Here is a 19,672-nt window from a genome sequence, read left to right on the forward strand (position 1 = left end):
TTGTGTCTATCGTTGCTTTGGCCATCTTGGCCTGTCTTATTATCTCTTTTGTCGTGTCACTGAAACTAACGCGTAATCATGTAAGAAAACCGATAAACGAATCGCCAGAAGATTACGGTCTCGATTTTGATTTAATATCGTTTCAAAGCAGAGATGATATTTCTTTGGAGGGATGGTTTATTCCAGCGCAACAACCAAAAAACAAGACAATTATTTTTGCGCACGGTTATCGGGGAAATCGATTGGAACAGAAATTACCTGCATTAAAATTAGCAAAAGATTTAACGGAAAATGGTTTTCATGTTTTAATGTTCGATTTTCGCAGTTGCGGGGAATCCAGTGGTAATGTTGCTTCAATTGGTCTGTACGAACAAGAGGACCTATTAAGTGCAATTGCGTGGGTGAAAGCCAATCAACCTTCTTCGATCGGCCTGATCGGTTTTTCTATGGGGGCATCTACTGCTTTGCTTGCGGCTGCCCGCACGCCCGAAGTAGTTGGTGTAGTTGCGGATAGCCCTTTTGACGAATTATCTACCTATTTAACTGAAAAGTTTTACGTATGGACGAAGCTGCCCAGCTTCCCGTTTACACCACTCACGCTTGCCTTTATAAGAATGCATGTGGGAAATGCAAAGAAGGTAAATCCCAAAAAAGCCTTGAAGAAAATAAAACCACGCCCCGTATTATTTATTCATGGTAATCAGGATTATTCGATACCTTATGAAAACAGTATCCGTTTGCACGAAGCCTACAAGGAGCACTCGGAATTGTGGACGGTTTCTAATGCTGATCACGTTCAGGGGTACAGATTAAATAGAGAAGAATATACAAGGCGAGTTGTTCAATTTTTTGGTAACATAATGTAAAGGAATAACAATAGAAAGGAATAACAATGGATAATGCCATACTTTTTACAATGATTGTGTCAGCGATGATGATGTGCATGCTGCTCATCTATTCATTCTTACACTCGCAAAAACGTGGAGTCCGTTACTTTGCATGGGTCATGGTTTGTCGAGTTGCCTTTGGCTGCGGTGTCATTCTCGAATTATATAGCAATGATGTAGCTAGCAAGCTTTTTTTTCGACAAATAGAACAGACAGCACTTGCGATTACCGTCCCGTTGGTTATTCTTTGTGTGTTGGATTTATATGCTAGGGATGAGTGGCTAAAATGGTATAAACAGATCATATTGTTACTTTTATTTATCGGATGGTCGGTACTTATATGGACAAATGATAAGACCCATTTGATATTCGAAACAGCGACACTCATTAATGGCTACCTCGATGTGCCTAGGACCAGTCTGGCGATTGCATTTAATATATTCTGCTATTTCATTTTGCTGACCTGTGCTTATTTCTTTATTATGTATTTGCGAAAGGCAAGGCCGGAAGTTCGTAAACCAGGCATCCTCGTTATTTTACTTGCATCAACATCGGCTGTCATAGAAGTGGTTAAATTGGTATTCCCAGATTTATCGCAATGGCTGCTCCCCATTTCCGTTTATTGTGGTGTATTGGGCATTATTATGCTATGGGTGATCTACAAAAATAAAATATTTACCATCGTGCCAATGGCAAGGGATTTTATCGTTGATACGATCCGAGAAGGGGTTTTGACTGTCGATCAGAAAGGAAAGATCATTGACTGCAATATCTTTATACAGCCGTTGTTTGGCGAAAAAAACAGCAAATCAATCATTGGAAAAGACGTGTCTGAATTTCTAAAAGATTGGCCCGAGTGGCTGGATGCGTGCAACAGTATGGTAGAGAAGTCGATAGAAGTAAAGAAAGAAATGGATGGCGAAGGAAAATATTTTATGGTTAAAGTATATCCACTTTATTCCAAAGGCTTGCGATTACTCGGAACGGTCTCGATATTATTTGATATAACAGAAAAGCAACAACGACTAGAAGAAATTGCACATCTTAATTTTATGAAAGATCAGTTGTTTACTCTTGTTTCCCACGATATCCGCGAACCAATTGCTCTTCAGGTGAATTTGATAGAAATGCTGGAAGAAGAAAAGCAAATGTTTCCGCCAGAAACAGCGGAGCTGCTTGATTTTTTAAGTGCACAAATTCGTTCGACCTATATGACGGTTGGCAACGTGCTTGAATGGTTTCGCAATCAAAAAAATGACGTAGCGCTTAACCCTGAATCGTTGGCCTTAGTCGATCTTATTTATGAAGCTTATCGTATACTGTCTATTAAAAGTAAGGCGAAAGATATTGATATCGCTATTAAAGTTGACGAAGCTATCATTGTATATGTCGACCGAGAAGCGATTGTCATGGTACTTCGCAATATACTTTCCAATGCGATTAAATTTTCTAACCGGGGGGCAAGGGTTGAGGTTGCAGCCGAAAAGTGTCATGAAGGAAAAATCGTGATCACCATACGCGATCAAGGTATTGGCATGTCTAAAAAGTTATTGGAACAATTATTTAACGAAAAACAAGTCATCTCTACGATCGGAACCGAAGGGGAACGTGGGACAGGACTAGGTCTGCAAGTCAGTTGCCAATTTGCAAAGATGAGCGGCGGAGATTTATGGATTGACAGCATATTAGGGAAAGGCAGTGCCGTCTATCTTTCGTTAAGAGAAGGTGAAAAAAGTTGAAGGTGATCATCATCGACGATGAACAAGCGATGCTCGCAATTATGCAAAGAATGTTAAGAAGAATAGAAGATGTAGAAATAATTGGCGGATTTCAAAGTGTAAAGGACGCCCTGCTATTCACGAAAGATACATTGGTCGATATAGCATTTGTTGATATTATGATTGCAGACGAAAGTGGATTAGAGCTTGCTCGACAATTGCGCGCTGGACAAAAAAATATGGAAATTGTATTTGTGACTTCTCATCGAGAATATGCGGTGGATGCTTTCGATACATATCCGCTTGATTATATGGTTAAGCCGGTATCGCAAAAAAGATTGATCCAAACCATTGAAAGGGCAAGAGAGAAAAATAGTAAACCGCCTGAAAAGATGGATGTCAACCGATTAGTAGTGAAAGCATTAGGCGGTTTAGAGGTTAGCAGTGTGGAAGCGGGCAAAGTGAAATTCATTTCAAAAAAGAGTCAACAATTATTTGCATTTTTACTTCTTGGGCGAGGTCGGGCGGTTTCGAGGGATAGAGTTATTGACGAGATTTTTCCGGAAATGCCATTAGAGAATGCGGTGGCATACCTGAATACGGCAGTTTACCAGCTGCGCAAGGCATTGCAATCACATGGTTTAAAATCAATCGTCCATACTTTCGACGAACAGTATATGTTAGAAATGACTCATATAGATGCGGACTTTATTTCTTTCGAATCCTATGTTTACCGTGTTAAAGAATGGAATGAATTTACGGTGAAAGAAGCGCTTGAATGGGAAAAAAGATTTACTGGCGACTTGTATGAAAACAAATTTTATACGTGGTCCGTTTCAGAACAAGAAGGACTCGCAATACGCTATCGCGATTTTGCTATAAGGCTGGTTCGCTGGCTTCTTGCAAATAATCAGGTAACACAATCCATATTAATTGCCAGGAAGATCGTTTCGCGTAACGAACTGGACGAGGAAGCTAATATGTTTTTAATGAAGGCTTACCGTGCAGCAAAGGATTATCAATCGTTCCGAAGTCATTACGAGCATTTTATAAAAGTATATCAGAAAGAGATGGGAAGCCTTCCCGCCATTGGAGAGGAGAGTTTCCTCGATAAATAGATGATTTGGGAATACAGAACTTTTTGAGAGATTTATGCAAAGCCTTGCCGGGCTAAAAGTTTACGAAAAAAACCGCGAAAAACCTTGATTTATAAGGCTTTGCGCGGTTTTTAAATTGCTGCTGGATTTCACTTGCTTCCGACGAGTAACTGTTGCGACTGAAAATCGATCTGCAAACCGTAGAAGTATCGGGTCCTCTCATCTTTTCTTAAACGGAGCATAGCGATTTGCTGAAGGCCGAATCCTTTGACGAAAAAAAGCTTGTCACCACGATTCATAAGCGAGCGGAATATCAGAGAAATGGATTTTTTTATCCGGAAATGGCTATGTATTTAAAAAATCCACAACGAATAATGGGCAGTTTTTTTATTCGCCATCACTCATTTCGAGCGCGAATTGATGATGTAGAGCACAATCTGTCTGGATATTGTCAATACTATAAGCAATTCTATCAACAGGAGCAAGAATTACCGATTCGCAGTTTCCCGGAAGAGCTCGTAACCTAGCCAAATTCACGTTTAAGAAATCGGGTGAATTTATGAAAGCAATTATGAATATATTTGTCATTTTGGGGATAGCAGCTGTGCTAGTTTTTGCCTATAAATTATTCGATCAAGCACGGACCGAGCAGCAATCGTTAGTGCAGGCTGAGGCATATTTATTTAAGACGAAAGAAGATTTTATGGCGATGAAGAAGTCGAAAGCAGAAAGTATCGCAAACTTTGCGGCAGAGCATCACGAGCCTTTTGCTATTCTTGAAATTCCAAAACTGGAGAAATCGCTGCCTATTGTTGAAGGTGTAGAGGCAGATGATCTGAAAAAAGGGATAGGCCATATTTCAAACACTGCATATCCGGGCCAGGGGGAACAAATTGTCATATCTGGCCATCGCGATACGGTTTTCCGAGGGATTGGAGCTTTGGAAATTGGCGATCATTTTGTTGTAGACATGCCTTATGATACCTATACCTATGAAATCAGAGAGACGGAGATCGTCCCGGAGGACGACACGACTGTCATTAGGAGCATGGGGGAGGAAGTTTTAGTCGTAACAACCTGCTATCCTTTTAACTATGTGGGCAACGCCCCCTATCGATTTATCTATTATGCATATCCTCTCTAATAATTACTGGAGTTAATAGTTGTATTAATAAGCCGTTCGAATAGAACGGCTATTTTGCATTTCAAACCAACCATTTCAAAGTATCTTTTACAACGCTTTGCGACGGTTTTAAATTCCTCTTAATTGACCTAGATTCCAGTAGCAAAAGCTTAGGCAGTTCCGAAGAAGAGGGCTTCTATGATAGTATAATAGTATTTAGTCTACCGTAATGTCTCAGTTCGTAGAGCATGTAGTGTTTCTAGTTGTGATAATAAAATATTGTATTCCATAAACTGAAGTAGAAGAGAGGGTACTAGCATAAACATCCTAACAAAGCTAAAGCCAATCTCATATAAACAAAAGTTGATGCTTTTTGTTTTACTGATGAGCATCATTCCTGTCGTACTTCTAGGTATGTTTTCTGCATATTTTGCCTCAAACATGATTCAGCGGGAAGTTGATCATAATCATCAGATTATTCTTAGCCAAATAAAGTATCAATTCGATTCCATTATACGAAGTCTAGAAAAAAATTCAGTACAGCTGGCGAACAATACAACTATTGGCGAAACTGTAAAAACGACTCCTGATCAAAATATAACGCCCTTTTTAACTGCTATAGATTCTATACAGTGGCAGCGGGGACTTTCTGAGGTACCTTTTGATATTTCGCTAATTTCAAAACATTCCGGGAAAGTATATTCAACCATTTATGGCTATATTAACGAATCACAATTTAAATATAACAGCATGTTAAACAACACAAATATTAGCTATAACTCATCCATCGTTATTCCCCCAAACAGCAGCCAAGGCCAACACGAGCTATTGCTGCTCCGTCCGGTACCCGCTTTTTATAGTGATGAACCGGATGGGATTTTAGTTCTGCATGTTTCGCTAGAACATCTAACTAAATTATTTGAGCATGTACAGCTTGGAGGAAATCGCCAGCTGTTAGTTGTTGATAACGAAGGCAAAATAGTCATGAGTCAAAATCAAGATGAAATAGGAACTCGCTTGACAGTCTCCTCGGAGTGGTACGGGATTTGGGCTAATCCCGAAGGAGATTTAAAAAATATTACGAAGCAAGGTGTTTCTTACAGACCATCGATTCAAAAGTCTACATTTAATAATTGGACCTACATTGCGATGACACCTGACAAGGATTTAACGCGTCAAGCTCAAAGCATACAAGGGCTGACCTGGGTCGTAGTATTGTCTTTGATCGTGGTGTGGGGAATAATAGCACTATTTGGTTCTAATCGTTTATATATTCCAATTCAACGCCTATTGTATAAGTTTACAGGAGAATTTAAAGCAGATCACAACCACCGTGATGGTATAGCGGTGCTGGATACCTTTATTCAGCTAATGGTAAAAACGAACGAAAAGCTAAAATATGAGTTAAGTGAACAGTTGCCTTATTTAAAGGAAACGGTTTTTCAGCAAATGATCAGAGGCGAAATGTCCGAACAGGAAATTCATCGAAAAACGGAGCAATATGGATTTCCGCTCAAAGGAAGAGTATTTTATGTTTGTGTAGCGGATCTAGAGAGATTTGTTATATTTCAAGAGGAGTACAAAGAAAAAGATCGTTCGTTAATGATGCATGCTCTAAGAAGGATGATGGAGGAGCTGTGTGAAGAATCATTTTCTTGTGCTACTGCGATTCCTTTGCCCGGCCAAGTTGCCATGATTATCGGAATCGAAAAGCCGGGCGGGGCAACAGAGCGTGAGTGCGAGAGAATTGCTGGCCAAGTCCTAGTTAAAGCAATGGAGCTTTTCCAATTATCTGTTACCGTTTCATTAAGCTCTGTATATATTGGATATGACAAAATAAGCGATGCGTATCAGGAAGCAAATGAGCTGCTTAGCTATCGATTGCTGTTAGGCTCAGGCGACGTTATACTTCGGCGTACGATCGACCCTGTTACACGTCAATCGGGGCAGTCACTCGTGAAATGGCAGAAGAAAATTGTGCAAAGCCTCGCAATTGGTAATTTAGAGGAGGCCAAGGAGCATTTGGTGCAAATGCTTCGCTTAGTTCCCAAATATGCACATAATTCTGAAACCGTTTTGGGATTATTTGCTTATTTGTTAGGTGAAATTGACCATTTACTGCTAGAGTGGGGACAAAATGAGGCAGATAGTCAAGAAATCAGCTGGTATAAGGAATTGTATCAAATGAATTCTCTACAAGAGGTAAGACATTGGTGTGAAATGACTGTGTTTCCAAAGGTTATAAAGGCATTAGAGGAAGCGAATTTTCCAAAGCAGTCGAAGATTGTTCAGCAAGCGATCTATTATATTCATGAAGAATTTACGAAGGACTTGTCCTTGCAGCAGCTAGCAGATCGATTTGGAGTAACTCCTTCACAAATGAGCAGATTTTTTAAAGAAGAAACCTCGTTTACGTTTGGGGATTATTTAATTAAGGTACGTATGGAGCAGGCTCAAAAATGGCTTATTTATACGGATATGCCAATCAAAGAAATTGCTGACCGTTTGCGTTATACGTCAGTAACGAATTTCAATAGAATTTTTAAACAGTTTTCAAATGAACCACCAGGACAGTATCGTAAAAAAAATAGAGAAAATTCATAGCTGATAATGAAGGGCTGCAACAAGACCCTAACAAGACCCTATTGATAAGGCCCATATTGAGCGTATAAAAGATAACAATTCCGTGTATTTTGCGGGGTTGTTATCTTTTTATTCGGGAAATTATCTTTTTTCTGCTGTCTTGTATAAGAGATAATTGCCCTGCAATTTAAGTTGTGGAACTATTAGCTTATCGCTTAAAGAAAGAGAGGGGAACAATGAAACCATCAGAATCATTACAAGCGCTGCCAAGTGGAAAAATGAGAATGCTTACATCTATAAGAAAGCGTATGTGGAAGGATCGATACTTGTTAATCATTGCTCTGCCAGGTATTTTGTATTTTCTCATTTACAAATACTTGCCAATGGGTGGGTTAGTGCTTGCCTTTATCGATTTTAATCCATTCAAGGGTATGCTCAGCAGCCCATGGGTTGGATTTACACATTTTGAAAAAATATTTGAAGATAAAGAAGTTATCAGTGTTCTATGGAATACACTAAGTATTTCATTCCTTCAAATCGTATTTGCATTTCCAGCGCCAATCATTGTTGCATTAATGTTAAATGAAGTTAAAAATGCGTTCTTTAAACGTACGATTCAATCTATAGTCTACTTGCCGCATTTCCTTTCATGGGTAGTTGTTGTAGGGATCAGTGTTATTTTCCTTAGAGGAGAAGGGTTAGTTAACCGTTTTATTGTTGATTCCTTTGGATGGAGTGCGATTCCATGGTTAACCGATCCGGCGTTCTTCAAGCCATTAATCATTGGACAGGTCATATGGAAGGAGGTTGGCTGGGGAACGATTATTTTCCTTGCAGCACTAGCAGGAGTAAATCCTCAATTATATGAAGCGGCCATTGTGGATGGTGCGAATCGCTGGAGACAAATATGGCATATTACGCTGCCAGCTATTCGAGGAACGATCGTCATATTGTTAATTCTTCGATTGGGAAGTGTTATGGACGTGGGCTTTGAGCAAATATTTCTCATGCTGAATCCTTTTAATCGCAGTGTGGGCGAGGTTCTGGATACTTATGTCTATCTCAAAGGTATTGAGCAGTCGGATTATAGCTTTGCTACGGCAGTTGGATTATTTAAAGGCTTCGTCGGACTTATACTTGTAGTTGGAGCGAACTTCTTAGCTAAACGATTCGGTGAGGATGGTGTCTACTAATGAAAACAATCAAATGGTACCGTTCTCCCTTTTCGGTCGCTAACCATATTGCCTTATGCTTACTTTCTCTTGCTATGCTATTTCCATTCATGTATGTAATAAGTGTTTCATTCTCATCCTATGAAGATTTTCTTCGAAGTGATTTTATGTTTTTTCCAAAAACCTGGATTCTGACATCCTATGAGTTTATTTTAAACTCCAAGCCTTTTATTAGAGCGGTCTGGGTAACCGGGAAATTAACTGTGATTGGAACATTTGTTAACTTATTATTCACGGCTACGTTTGCTTATTCGTTATCAAGACCTATGATTGGGCGGCGTGTCATCATGCTTTTCGTAGTGTTTTCTTTACTTTTTACTGCAGGTATGATCCCAACCTATTTGGTCGTTCTGGAAACGGGGTTAATGAACTCGCTCTGGTCTTTAATTATCCCTGTTGCTATTAGTCCTTATAACTTGATCGTTATGCGTCAGTTTTTCTTGAGCATCCCTTCTGAATTGAATGAAGCGGCAACTATCGATGGCGCCAATGATATTCAAGTATTTACAAAAATCATTTTGCCGCTGTCTAAGCCTTCACTTGCAGCTTTTGGCCTTTTTTATGCCGTTGCTCATTGGAATAACTATTTCACCGGGGTTCTGTATTTGAACAATCCTAAGGACTGGCCTATACAAGTTGTACTCCGCCAAATGATCATTATTAACGAGCCGAATACGACACTAGGCATTTTGTCTGAGCATGCGCCGCCAGCGGAAACGATCCAAATGGCAGCCATTATTGTAGCAACATTGCCTATTTTGTTCGTCTATCCGTTTCTGCAAAAACATTTTGCCAAGGGGGTGATGTTAGGTTCAGTAAAAGGCTAACCGCCCAAAGCATGGGGAAGCAGGATAGAGATTCGACAATTAACTTAATGGGGTGAGCGTAATGTCATTTAAAAAGAAGGCGATTTCTGCGGCAGCAATGATTATGTCCGTATGCATGCTGGCGGCATGCTCCAGTAACTCGAACAATGGACCAGCTAGTCCATCTCCATCAACAGCACCATCTAACACAGCGTCTCAAGGAAATGCAACGGATGCAAGCTCTAAAAAGTTCACAATTACATCAATTGATTATCGTTATGCAGGAAATGTCCCGGCAGTTGACGGTAAAGGCATTAGTATGATTAACGAGAAATTTAATATCGACTTTCAGCCGCAAATCGTGGTTGTTACCGACTATCTTCAAAAGCTGAGCGCCGTTGTCGCTTCCAATGAGCTTCCAGATATTATTACACTAGAAAATCATCAAGATGCCAACTATGTAAAATGGGCGAAGCAAGGTGCGTTTTTACCGCTTGATGAGTACATGGATCAATATGAAAGCTTTAAAATGATTCCAGAGGATATTCGCAAGTCTGTAATGGTTGACGGGAAAATGTACGGTATTCCGCGTTACTCCCCAGAAAACTATTCCTTGACTCCAATGATCCGCAGAGACTGGCTGGATAATCTTAATTTGAAGATGCCTACTACTTACGAAGAGCTGAAGGAGGTTGCTCTTGCATTTACATTCAACGATCCGGACAAAAACGGTCAAAATGATACGTATGGTCTGGCCATGTCAAGCAACATTAACCCGCCATATTCTATGGGCGCCTATTATGATTTCCTTGCTTGGTACCATAAGGATGAAGAAGGCAACTATGTACCAGGCATCATTACTGATGTCAGAAAAGAATTGCTAATGTGGATTGCTGACATTTATAATCAAGGTGCAGCAACTCCTGACTTTGCAGTATTGAACTGGGGCCAAACCAACAATGAATTTTACGGTTCAAAAGCGGGTATCTTTATCGGGACACCTCGCGGTATGAGTGATACAAATTCACAGGCATTGTCAGATATTGCACCTGGGGCTGTTCTTGAGCCGATTCCCCCATTCGCAGCACCAGATGGCTCGCAAGGCTACACATCGGGCCCGGGCTTTTCAGGTATTACATTAATTAATGCAAAGCTTGCTAAGGAGCCAGAAAAATTGCAACGTATTTTTGAGTTCCTGGACTTCGGCCGTCAATTCTATACAAGCGACCAAAAGAATTCTTCTAACGCAGATTTTGACTGGATGCATGGCAATGAAGGTTCAGGCTATACAATTGAGGATGGCCAATTGAAGCTTGAAAGTGGCGAGTTGGGCTTGAAGCCTCGCGACTACTACCCGGATTCCAATGGTTGGGCGCCTAGTGATGAGGCTAACGAATATTCAAGCACCTATAAAGTGCCTATTTTGAAGGAAGCTGCTAAGAAGTTTGAAGAAATGCATGCAAGCACCCAGCATTACTTTAATCCAGTAAATGCAGTGTTCTCAGAAGTGAGACTTGCTAAGGAAGCTGAGCTTTGGAAATACATGTATGATGAGCAAACGAAAATGATTTATGGTCAACGCCCATTCTCAGACTGGGATAAGCTAGTTGAAGAGTGGAAGAGCAGGGGCGGAGCCGAAATGATTAAAGAAGTGAATGATGCGATTAAGGCGGCTGGCATTCAAGGATACATGAAGTAATTTGGATATTATGCAAATAGTAGGTGTTAGCCATGAAATTTTATGTTAGCGCAGATATGGAAGGGATTTCTGGAATTATGCTTCCGGATCAGCTATTACGCGGAGCACCGCTCTATGAAGAAGCGCGTCATTTACTAACAATGGAAGTGAATGCGGTTACTGAAGCGTTAGTAGAAGCCGGCGCAACTCAAATTATTGTCAAAGACGCACATGGCAGCGGCTTCAACTTCATTCCTGAGTTGTTGCATCCTGCAGCAGATTATGTAATGGGGGCAACTCGGGTTGAACAGCGCTTTCCAGGTCTCGATAGCAGCTTTGAAGGCGCTTTCTTAATCGGATACCATGCAATGAATGGAACTCGAGAGGCCGTAAGGGATCATACCATGACATCGCAAGGATGGCAATCCATACAATTGAACGGTCGAATGATTGGTGAGATTGGATTGGATGCTCTGATATTTGGGCTATGTGGAGTTCCCGTATCCTTAGTATCTGGTGACGATAAAACCTGTTCCGAAGCGGAAGATGAGTTGGGCGACATAGTTGTATATGCAACAAAAACAGCAACTGGCAGGCACTCCGCTATAATCAAGCCTCCTTTACGTTCTCGTCTAGAGCTGAAGGATGCGGTCAAGCAAGCAGTGCAGCATACTGCTTTCTGTAAGCCGTATTCATTACCTGGACCGTATGAATTGATGATGCGGTTTCTTCATACGGAACAGGCTGATGCTAGAAGATATGATAATGTGAATGCGCAACGAATGGATGGCTTGACAGCCGTGTACAGAAGTGAAAACTTAATCGATCTTTTGGCTGCAGCGTTTTAATAGGAGTACTGTAATTTATACATCGATTTATGAAAGTCATTGGAATGTTAATTCAGAATTAGAGGCTTGCTGATTGCAAGCCTCTTTTTTGAAAAGAACTCAAATGAAACTTTATTGAGATTGAAGCGGCAGGCTATTAGCCAAAGCAAATGGTTTTGGAAAGGATGCTTTGCAGCTCACGGTATCATTAATGGGATGGGGGACAATGGGAATGAAGCAAAAAATACTCCCGATTAGCGGGACATGGTTTGATTTTCATCATTGCAATCCTTATGAAGGAGATTATTGGAATCACGCTACAAACCAATTTACTGCCCAAGATTGGGATAGCAAAATGGAAGAGATGGTAGAAGCGGGGATGGACACCTTCATGCTGCTATCCGTTGCCCTTCATGGCAAAACCTTTTACCCTTCCGAAATTATTAAGTATCGCTGGAATTTAATATGCGAGGACCCGCTCGAGGCTGTTTTGAAAGCTGGTGACAGGTTAAACGTTAACATTTACATCGGCCTTGGTTTTTTTACAACGCCTGCATTTCATGATTTTATTGACGAAAATAATGCCGAGCGGTATCGCCTAGATATCATCAGCGAATTAGTGGAGCGTTACGGACATTATCGATCCTTTGCAGGCTGGTATTTGCCAGTAGAAGCTGGTATTAGAGGATATTATCCGGAAGACTATACTCGTTATGTTAATAAAATGTCGGATCAATGCCGAAAAATAGGACCACAAACGGTCATCATTGCACCTTACGGCACACGAACGATCCACTTCGACGGGAGGTTTGTAGACGAAGTTAAAGCACTTGAGGTTGATTTCATTGCCTATCAAGATCAAGTTGGTGTAAATGCATCTCAACCAGAGGAATTGCACCACATTTACTCTCAATTAAGGGAAGCACATGATAAAGCAGGCAAGCCATTATGGGCGGATCTGGAGATCTTTAAGTTTCAAGGGAAGGTATTGGTGCCGGCTCCATTCCAGCGAGTCCGCCAGCAAATTGAAGTATTATCTAATTATGTGGATAAAATTGTATGTTATCAATACCTTGGATTAATGAATAAGCCTGGAACCTTAGCCTTTGCAGGACACGAAGACTCGACGAAATTATATCAGGATTATGCGGATTTTATAAAGGAAGCGAATCTCTGATAAGAGGCTTGCGATTATGAGAGGATATACTATCTGTCAATGGCAAGGGCAAGAGGAATGATCTTTTTCTTGGCACGCAGGCGCCCGCTGGCACCAGCGCCTAGAAGTCAAGACCACCCGCTGAGCGGGTGGTCTTGACTGGATATATAGAGTTGTTTCTTTGTATTATCACGTGCGTTTCAATATAAAGTTGAGGCTGTTCGAGCTTCCGGAGTTGTACCACATCAGGATATTGGCTCCTGGCGTGACTGAACTGGAGCTGATGTCCAGGAACAAACCCTGTGAGCAACATGGAGATCAACCGATCGTTAGTAATGGTAAAACCCTCCTTGTATACGATTTTCTTGAATGCAGATTTGGGTTAAATGCTAGCGTTCTCTACTGCCGATATATCGGACTTGATTCCTCTATCTTCTCAAAACTCTAGCAACACCCGCCGGGTGGGGCGGCCATGGTTGCGGGTGCTGTCGTATACGGCGGCGGTCATGCCGCTGGCGCCCACCTCCACCACCCAAAAACAGGTGCGGGTCCGCCCATTTACCACTGATCGCAAGGTGTGATAGCCAATGCCGTTCTTCACGCTTCTATGCCCGGTGTGCATATGTCCTTGAAGCACCACTACACGTTTATTGCAGTTTTCCAGTATGCTCCGCACCGCAGGAGCGTTTCGGATGACATGGGGGTCCTCGAAGTCATCCAGAAGGGCATGGACCATCACCACCACGATGTCCGGCTGTGCCGCCGCCAGATCGGCCTCGAGCCAGCTCAGTTGGGATTGGGGCAGGTAGCAATTGTCCCATTCCCCGATTCCCGGCTGGTGGGGCATGCCTTCGGCGTCGAAGTTGCAGTCCAGCGCAATGAAGTGCACACCCTTGTGGTCAAAGGAATACCAGGTCTGTCCACCGGGCATCTCCCAAAGCGCAGCCAGTTCGTTGCCAGGCACTGAGTCTACATCGTGATTTCCCAACAGATAATACATGGGGCCGCGAAACTGGCGCATGATCGGCATGATGGCGGTCAGCGCCTCCCGGCCCTTGTCCGGCTGACCGGGCCAGTCGATGAGGTCTCCCATGTGTACGCAAAAATCCACTGGCACACCGTTGAACGCGTCAATACATTGCCTCGCTTTGTCTAAGGTGTTTCGATAATAACGCCCTATCCGCATGGGGCGGTCTGCATAGTGCATGTCTGTCATCAGACCAAAACTGAAATGTTCCATCTCAATGCTCCTCCGGTCGTGGGTTTGTGATTGAGCCATGTGCAATGATAAAAACCAGCCCCGAAATCTCGGGGCTAGCTTCCGTCAATGGAAATTGTAGATCAACCCGCTGGTATTGTTGTTCAGCCCAAGTGAGAACAGGTGTGAGGTATCGCCGATGCACACCAGCCTCGGGTTGATCCGGTGCTGATCATATTGCTCCAGAAGTACTGTGGACACCGAGGAGGGCGGCAGCCATACCGAACGCCAGAGCGCTGCCACCGGTATGTCCATAATTAACGACAACAATGCCAGCCCGACGCCATGGTGGCAGAATATCGCCACATCTTTGTCCACAAGCGGGGTATCGGTCGTCCAGCCCTCGTCGGTCACCTGGATGTGAGCCTGCCGCAACCATTCGAGCCAGCCGGTGCGCAATTCATGGAAACGGTTGGCGGTAAGTGGCTGAGGGAAAAGATCGCTATTCGCTGCGTGCTTTCCTTCCCCGCCCTCGGCCTGGCGCAGCTGATGCCCCGGCAGGTTCCAGATCACCACCGGGTCCGGCAGCACGCTTGAATCGGGGCTGGCTGTCAAATCATTCATCTCCCGCATCCATTCCAAGATTTGCACGGGTATCCCTGTTCTCTCGGCGGTATACCCGGCTGTGGCCTTGGCCCGCCCCATAGGTGACGAATAGATTTGCGCTAGAGGCAGACGCTCCATGCGCTGAGCCAGCACATGAGCTTCTCTTTTGCCCAGGTCTGTCAGGTTGTCATTCTCGTAGTCCGGGTCGCCGTGTCGAATAATATGCAGCCTCATTTTCCGTTGTCCAATAAGGCTTGAGCTTCTTTTTGTGCCCGCTGCAGCGTAGCGGTGATGTCGGCATTGTTCAGATAGCTCTCATCCAGTGCCAATTTGAAGGTGTTGGACACATCCCCGAAATTCTGCCGGATCATGTAAGGGCTCTGCAGGATCGGAAGGAGCTCTACTGTCGTGGCATACTGTGGCTTCTCGGCGAACATGGCCTTAATCTCGGGCAAGTCGTAGGAAGAGTGACGCACTGCGAAGTACCCGGTAGCAATCATCCACTCGGCGGAAACTTCCGGGCTGGTCATGTATTTCACAAATTCCCAGCTGGCGTCGATCTTCTCCTGAGGGTGCTCGTCGATGATAATGAAGCCGCCGCCGCCCAAGAGGGAAACAGGGTCTTTGCCATCGCCTGCGGGAAGAGGGGCGATACCCCAGTCGAAAGTAGCGGTCTTGGACACATTGCCCAAAGAGCCACTGGAGTTTGTCATAATAGCGGTGGTCTCGGCCAAGAAGTTCTCCGCCGCGCCGCCATAGCTGGTGTTGTCCTCTGCCAAGCCAGCGTCCATTAAACCTTTAAAGAAGTTGACGGTCTCGATGAGTTTGGGATTGTCGAGGGACATGGTGTCCATATCCGCATGGATGGCGCCGCCATTGGAGAGCGCCAAGGCCTCGGTCATCCACACGTCGCCCATAAACTCAAGCGGTACAAGTTTGGCATCATAAGCCTTGAGGGTTTCGGTAACCGTTTTCAATTCGCTCCAGGTTGCTGGAGGATTCTGAGGGTCCAGACCGGCGGCCGCCAGTATATCTTTATTATAATAAAGAATGGTGCCGCTGTGCTGGAAAGGCATACCGTACAGCAAATTGTCAGGGTAGCTGAACAGCGTGAAGAAGCCCGGTACATAGTCGTCTAGGAAACCAGCGGGTTCCTTGGCGATCAAGGTGTTCATATCCACCAGTGCGTCAATGCTGAGCAGGTTGGAGAGGTTGTAGCCGCTGAGGACCACGTTAGGGGCATTGCCGCCCGAGATGGCCGTCAGAGTCTTTTGCAGCGTTTCATCGTAGTTGCCAGTGAAGGTCGCGGTCACGTGGATGCCTTTGTTCGCCGCATTGAATTTTTCCACAATTTTCTCCATAGCAACAGCCAAGGGACCGGAGGTCTGGGTTGGAAAATAATAGACCAGCTCAACCACCTCGCCCTTACTGGCTGGTGCGGAGGCTTTGGCGGTTGGTTTGGCTGACGTCTGGGAGTCCGGCGGAGTAGACGAGTTGCCACTGCAACCGGCCAGAAAAACGAGAATCAGGGATAACGCAGTACCAAGCAGTGCAAACCATTTTTTGTTCTTCATAGATCATTTCCTCCGTTCAATATATTATTACACACGAAATTCGCGTATAATATAACGTTACAGGCATTGCTGGTCCAAGGTCAGGAACGTGGCCGGCTATTTGATGCCTGAGGTGACGAAGCTGGCCACCAGTTGACGCTGGAAAAACACCAAGGCGATCAAGAGCGGTAAAATGACCAATATGGCCGCCGCCATTGTCAGCCCCCATTCGGAAGCGCTTTCTGCCTGAGTGCCAAAGTAGGCCATGCCCACGGCAAGGGTGCGCTTTTGCACGGATTCGGTGATGACCATGGGCCAGAAATAGGAGTCCCATTGATACACCAAGGATGTAATTGAAAATGCGATTATACGTGATTTTATCATCGGAATGCCAATTACCATCATGTATCTAAAATCACCACAGCCGTCGATGCGGGCACTGTCTTTCAGTGCGGTGGGGATCTCCATAAATGCCCCGCGGAATATGATGATAGATATAGCCGAGGCAAAGCTGGGAAGGGCGATGCCTAGCAGGGTGTTGTACAGGTTAAGCCCGTTGATGATGAGGTAGTTGGGCAACAGCAGGCTTTCTGGGGAAACCAGCAGCCGCGCCAGTACAAACAGGTAGAAGAAGCTCTGGAACTTGAACTTAAAGTTGGAGAAAGCGAAAGCAGCCGGAATGCTGATACAAAGCTGGGCGACTAAAACTCCCACTGCAACGATGATGGTGTTTTTGTAAAAAACATCCCAAGGTGCGCGGCGCAACACTTCTTTCATATTCTCCACGAACATAAACTCCGTTGGGATGATGGCCATTGGATGCTTCAGTATGTCCACCTGGTCCTTCATGCTTGTGATGAAAATCCATGCCAAGGGGAACAGGAACACAATACTGGCAAGCAGAATAATGGCATTAAAAACCAACGTGGACGTTATTCTTTTGCGTCTGGCAGCCATGCCGCTTTTGTCTCGGATATACCCTCTTGCTTCAGCGCTCATATTCTACCCTCCGCTCGCCAAGTCGTAGATAAACAATTGTGAAGATAAATAATACCGCTAGGAATAACGTGCTCATTGCACTGCCGTAACCAATTTGCCGGTTGATAATGCCTTCCTGATAGATGTAATACATCAGTACATTGGACGAATGGCCCGGACCGCCCTGGGTCATGATGGCGACGAGATCCATGGATTGGAAGCTGCTGGTGACGGATAGAAGACAAACCACAAACAGAGTGGGCATCAGCATGGGCAGCGTGAGCTTGAAATAACGCTTGATATGGCTGTTTGTTTCCAGCGCCGCGGCCTCATAATAGTCCTGAGAGATATTCTGCATCCCCGCCAAAATCAGCAAGAAGCTGAATCCTAGTGATTTCCATACCGAGACGACGATGAGTGCCAGCAAGGCGTAGTCGTAGCTATTCAACCACTGAATACGTTGGTCCAGCAGCAGGTTAATGGCGCCGCGGGAAGGGTTATACATGTAGATCCACACCATTGCGGCCACTGCGATGGGTAACACGAAGGGGTAAAAAGCGGACATCCGGAATAGTGTGCGGAATTTAACGATTTTGCTGTTGGCTATCGCGGCAAACAGCAACCCCAGCACCACGGTGAGAATGACTTGGGCAAAGCCGTAAATGGCCGTGTTCCCAACAATGCGCCAGAAGTGCCGATCCCCGTTGATGGCCTCATAGTTTCCAAGACCGATAAATTGCATTTGGGTAAAGCTGACGTTAGTATCCATAAAGGATAGATATACGGTTCGCAGCATAGGGTAAACACTGAACACCCCAAAGATGATCACCATGGGCAAAATATAAAGATACGGTTTAACCGATCTAATGGCCAAGGATCCTCTACTCAATAGCTTCCCTCCGTTCCAAATCGAATAATATGAAAATTAATTAAAAAAAGTAATAAAATGTAATTTCGAAGACATGGCGAATGGAACCGCTTCCACTCGCAGTCTAGATTGTTAATGATTCAGTTGGAAAAACTAAGGACAGGATTGACGTATAATAAGTTCTGGCTTGACGATATAATGCTTCTCTGGGCTAGGGTCGAAACCATCTTTGATTATGGAAACGATTCTTTCACTCGCCACTTTTGCGTGCTTATCTATAAAGGTACGCACCGTGGTAAGGTGCGGAGAAAACCACTGGGCCATGGGAATGTCGTGGCTGCCCATCACCGATATCTGGCCTGGCACCGAGATTCCGTTGTCCTGTAACGCACTGATGACCCCCAGGGCCATGGTATCGTTATAGGCAAATATGGCGTCGTATTGGCGCATCCGATCCAGATTGGCCACAACGGTGTCGTAGCTCGATTTGAAATCAAACTGGGTGAAATAGATGTCTTCTTCCAAGATTCGCATATCTTTTTCCGCCAAAGCATCCATCAAGCCCTGCGTGGTTATATCGCCGGACTGGTGATTTCGGTTGCGAATATACGCAATACGCTTGAATTTTCGCTTTGCGAAGTGTTCGCCCACCAGATATCCCATCGTATAGTTGTCGAAAGAGACGCTGGGAATGAATTGCATCTTCTCGTTGCATCTCGTCATGGAGAACAAATGGATGGAAAGGCCCTTTAGATACTCGATCACAGCGTCATTCTCGATTCTGCGGAATAGGACCAGTCCCGCCAGCTGCCGCTTTTTGATGACCCTGTCCAAAGCGTCTACATCTTCGGTTAAAGTCACGTCGTTCAGGAAAATGGGGTCGAAATCATGCTTGGACAGTTCAGCCTGAATATAGCTGAATTGAAGAGCGCGAAAATCGTCTTCCATGAAGCTGTTAAAATAAGTGTGCATCAATAATCCAATGGAATTGGACGTTTGTGTCCGCAGGTTCCTGGCATTCTCATTGAATTCGAAATTGTGTTTTTTGGCGAGTTCAATTATTTCTTGCTTTCGGCGCTCCGATATTTGATCGGACCCGTTAAGGGCGCGCGATATGGTGGATTGTGAAACGCCAATGAGCTTGGCTAATTCCTTTGATGTCATCCGCATTTCGCTATTGTTACATCTCCTTTGTCACATGCATCTTCTCCGCCAGTGCACTTGATGGAAAAGCCTGCTACATTTACGCATTCGTATGAGTAAACACATTTGCTTGCGTGTTACGCATTCGTATGCGTTAATTATTTTTTATCATACGCTGGGTTTTCTTGTCAAGCATTTTGTGCAAAATCGTGTTGTGCA

16 protein-coding genes and 1 pseudogene are annotated in these 19,672 nt (G+C 44.0%); 11 read left to right on the plus strand and 6 right to left on the minus strand.

The window, feature by feature from the left end:
- The first annotated feature begins 2 nt into the window (after positions 1-2).
- The 11 genes and pseudogenes from V1L65_RS23415 (at position 3) to V1L65_RS23465 (ending at position 13,128) form a co-directional block, all read left to right on the plus strand.
- Positions 3-866 (plus strand): alpha/beta hydrolase, encoded by an 864-nt coding sequence (locus V1L65_RS23415; RefSeq protein WP_331701670.1) that lies wholly within the window; start codon positions 3-5, stop codon positions 864-866.
- A 56-nt stretch (positions 867-922) separates the two neighbouring features.
- The gene (locus V1L65_RS23420) at positions 923-2,626 is read left to right on the plus strand and encodes a sensor histidine kinase (RefSeq protein ID WP_331701671.1); all 1,704 of its coding nucleotides are present in this window, start codon (positions 923-925) and stop codon (positions 2,624-2,626) included.
- A 2-nt stretch (positions 2,627-2,628) separates the two neighbouring features.
- Complete coding sequence (locus V1L65_RS23425; RefSeq protein ID WP_331701707.1) at positions 2,629-3,723, plus strand: response regulator; 1,095 nt, start codon at positions 2,629-2,631, stop codon at positions 3,721-3,723.
- A 248-nt stretch (positions 3,724-3,971) separates the two neighbouring features.
- Positions 3,972-4,229 (plus strand): annotated as a pseudogene (locus tag V1L65_RS23430) (hypothetical protein); the annotation flags it as partial.
- Between the two features lie 32 nt (positions 4,230-4,261).
- Positions 4,262-4,846 (plus strand): class D sortase, encoded by a 585-nt coding sequence (locus tag V1L65_RS23435; RefSeq protein ID WP_331701673.1) that lies wholly within the window; start codon positions 4,262-4,264, stop codon positions 4,844-4,846.
- Between the two features lie 345 nt (positions 4,847-5,191).
- The gene (locus V1L65_RS23440; protein ID WP_331701674.1) at positions 5,192-7,429 is read left to right on the plus strand and encodes a helix-turn-helix domain-containing protein; all 2,238 of its coding nucleotides are present in this window, start codon (positions 5,192-5,194) and stop codon (positions 7,427-7,429) included.
- A gap of 215 nt (positions 7,430-7,644) precedes the next feature.
- Positions 7,645-8,601, plus strand: a complete 957-nt coding sequence (locus V1L65_RS23445; RefSeq protein ID WP_442955715.1) for an ABC transporter permease — start codon at positions 7,645-7,647, stop codon at positions 8,599-8,601.
- On the plus strand, positions 8,601-9,467 hold the full coding sequence (locus V1L65_RS23450; protein WP_331701675.1) for a carbohydrate ABC transporter permease: 867 nt from the start codon (positions 8,601-8,603) through the stop codon (positions 9,465-9,467). The genes V1L65_RS23445 and V1L65_RS23450 overlap by 1 nt, the downstream gene beginning before the upstream one ends.
- Before the next feature lie 61 nt (positions 9,468-9,528).
- Complete coding sequence (locus tag V1L65_RS23455; protein ID WP_331701676.1) at positions 9,529-11,145, plus strand: extracellular solute-binding protein; 1,617 nt, start codon at positions 9,529-9,531, stop codon at positions 11,143-11,145.
- 32 nt (positions 11,146-11,177) lie between these two features.
- A complete protein-coding gene (locus V1L65_RS23460) occupies positions 11,178-11,972 on the plus strand; it encodes a M55 family metallopeptidase (protein WP_331701677.1) in 795 nt (264 codons plus the stop codon).
- A 211-nt stretch (positions 11,973-12,183) separates the two neighbouring features.
- Complete coding sequence (locus V1L65_RS23465; RefSeq protein WP_331701678.1) at positions 12,184-13,128, plus strand: DUF4434 domain-containing protein; 945 nt, start codon at positions 12,184-12,186, stop codon at positions 13,126-13,128.
- Positions 13,129-13,543: 415 nt separating this feature from the next.
- On the opposite strand, the gene V1L65_RS23470 is transcribed toward V1L65_RS23465, so the two are convergent.
- The 6 genes from V1L65_RS23470 to V1L65_RS23495 form a co-directional block, all read right to left on the minus strand.
- Complete coding sequence (locus tag V1L65_RS23470) at positions 13,544-14,347, minus strand: metallophosphoesterase family protein (protein WP_331701680.1); 804 nt, start codon at positions 14,345-14,347, stop codon at positions 13,544-13,546.
- An 84-nt stretch (positions 14,348-14,431) separates the two neighbouring features.
- Positions 14,432-15,145 (minus strand): histidine phosphatase family protein, encoded by a 714-nt coding sequence (locus V1L65_RS23475; protein ID WP_331701682.1) that lies wholly within the window; start codon positions 15,143-15,145, stop codon positions 14,432-14,434.
- A complete protein-coding gene (locus V1L65_RS23480; RefSeq protein ID WP_331701684.1) occupies positions 15,142-16,485 on the minus strand; it encodes an ABC transporter substrate-binding protein in 1,344 nt (447 codons plus the stop codon). The genes V1L65_RS23475 and V1L65_RS23480 overlap by 4 nt, the downstream gene beginning before the upstream one ends.
- Positions 16,486-16,581: 96 nt before the next feature.
- A complete protein-coding gene (locus V1L65_RS23485) occupies positions 16,582-17,463 on the minus strand; it encodes a carbohydrate ABC transporter permease (protein WP_331701685.1) in 882 nt (293 codons plus the stop codon).
- Positions 17,453-18,211 (minus strand): carbohydrate ABC transporter permease, encoded by a 759-nt coding sequence (locus tag V1L65_RS23490; RefSeq protein WP_331701686.1) that lies wholly within the window; start codon positions 18,209-18,211, stop codon positions 17,453-17,455. Before V1L65_RS23490 ends, V1L65_RS23485 begins: the two co-directional genes overlap by 11 nt.
- A gap of 252 nt (positions 18,212-18,463) precedes the next feature.
- The gene (locus tag V1L65_RS23495) at positions 18,464-19,474 is read right to left on the minus strand and encodes a LacI family DNA-binding transcriptional regulator (RefSeq protein ID WP_331701687.1); all 1,011 of its coding nucleotides are present in this window, start codon (positions 19,472-19,474) and stop codon (positions 18,464-18,466) included.
- Positions 19,475-19,672: the final 198 nt, after the last annotated feature.

This window comes from Paenibacillus sp. IITD108, assembly GCF_036541265.1.
Taxonomy (GTDB): Bacteria; Bacillota; Bacilli; order Paenibacillales; family Paenibacillaceae; genus Pristimantibacillus.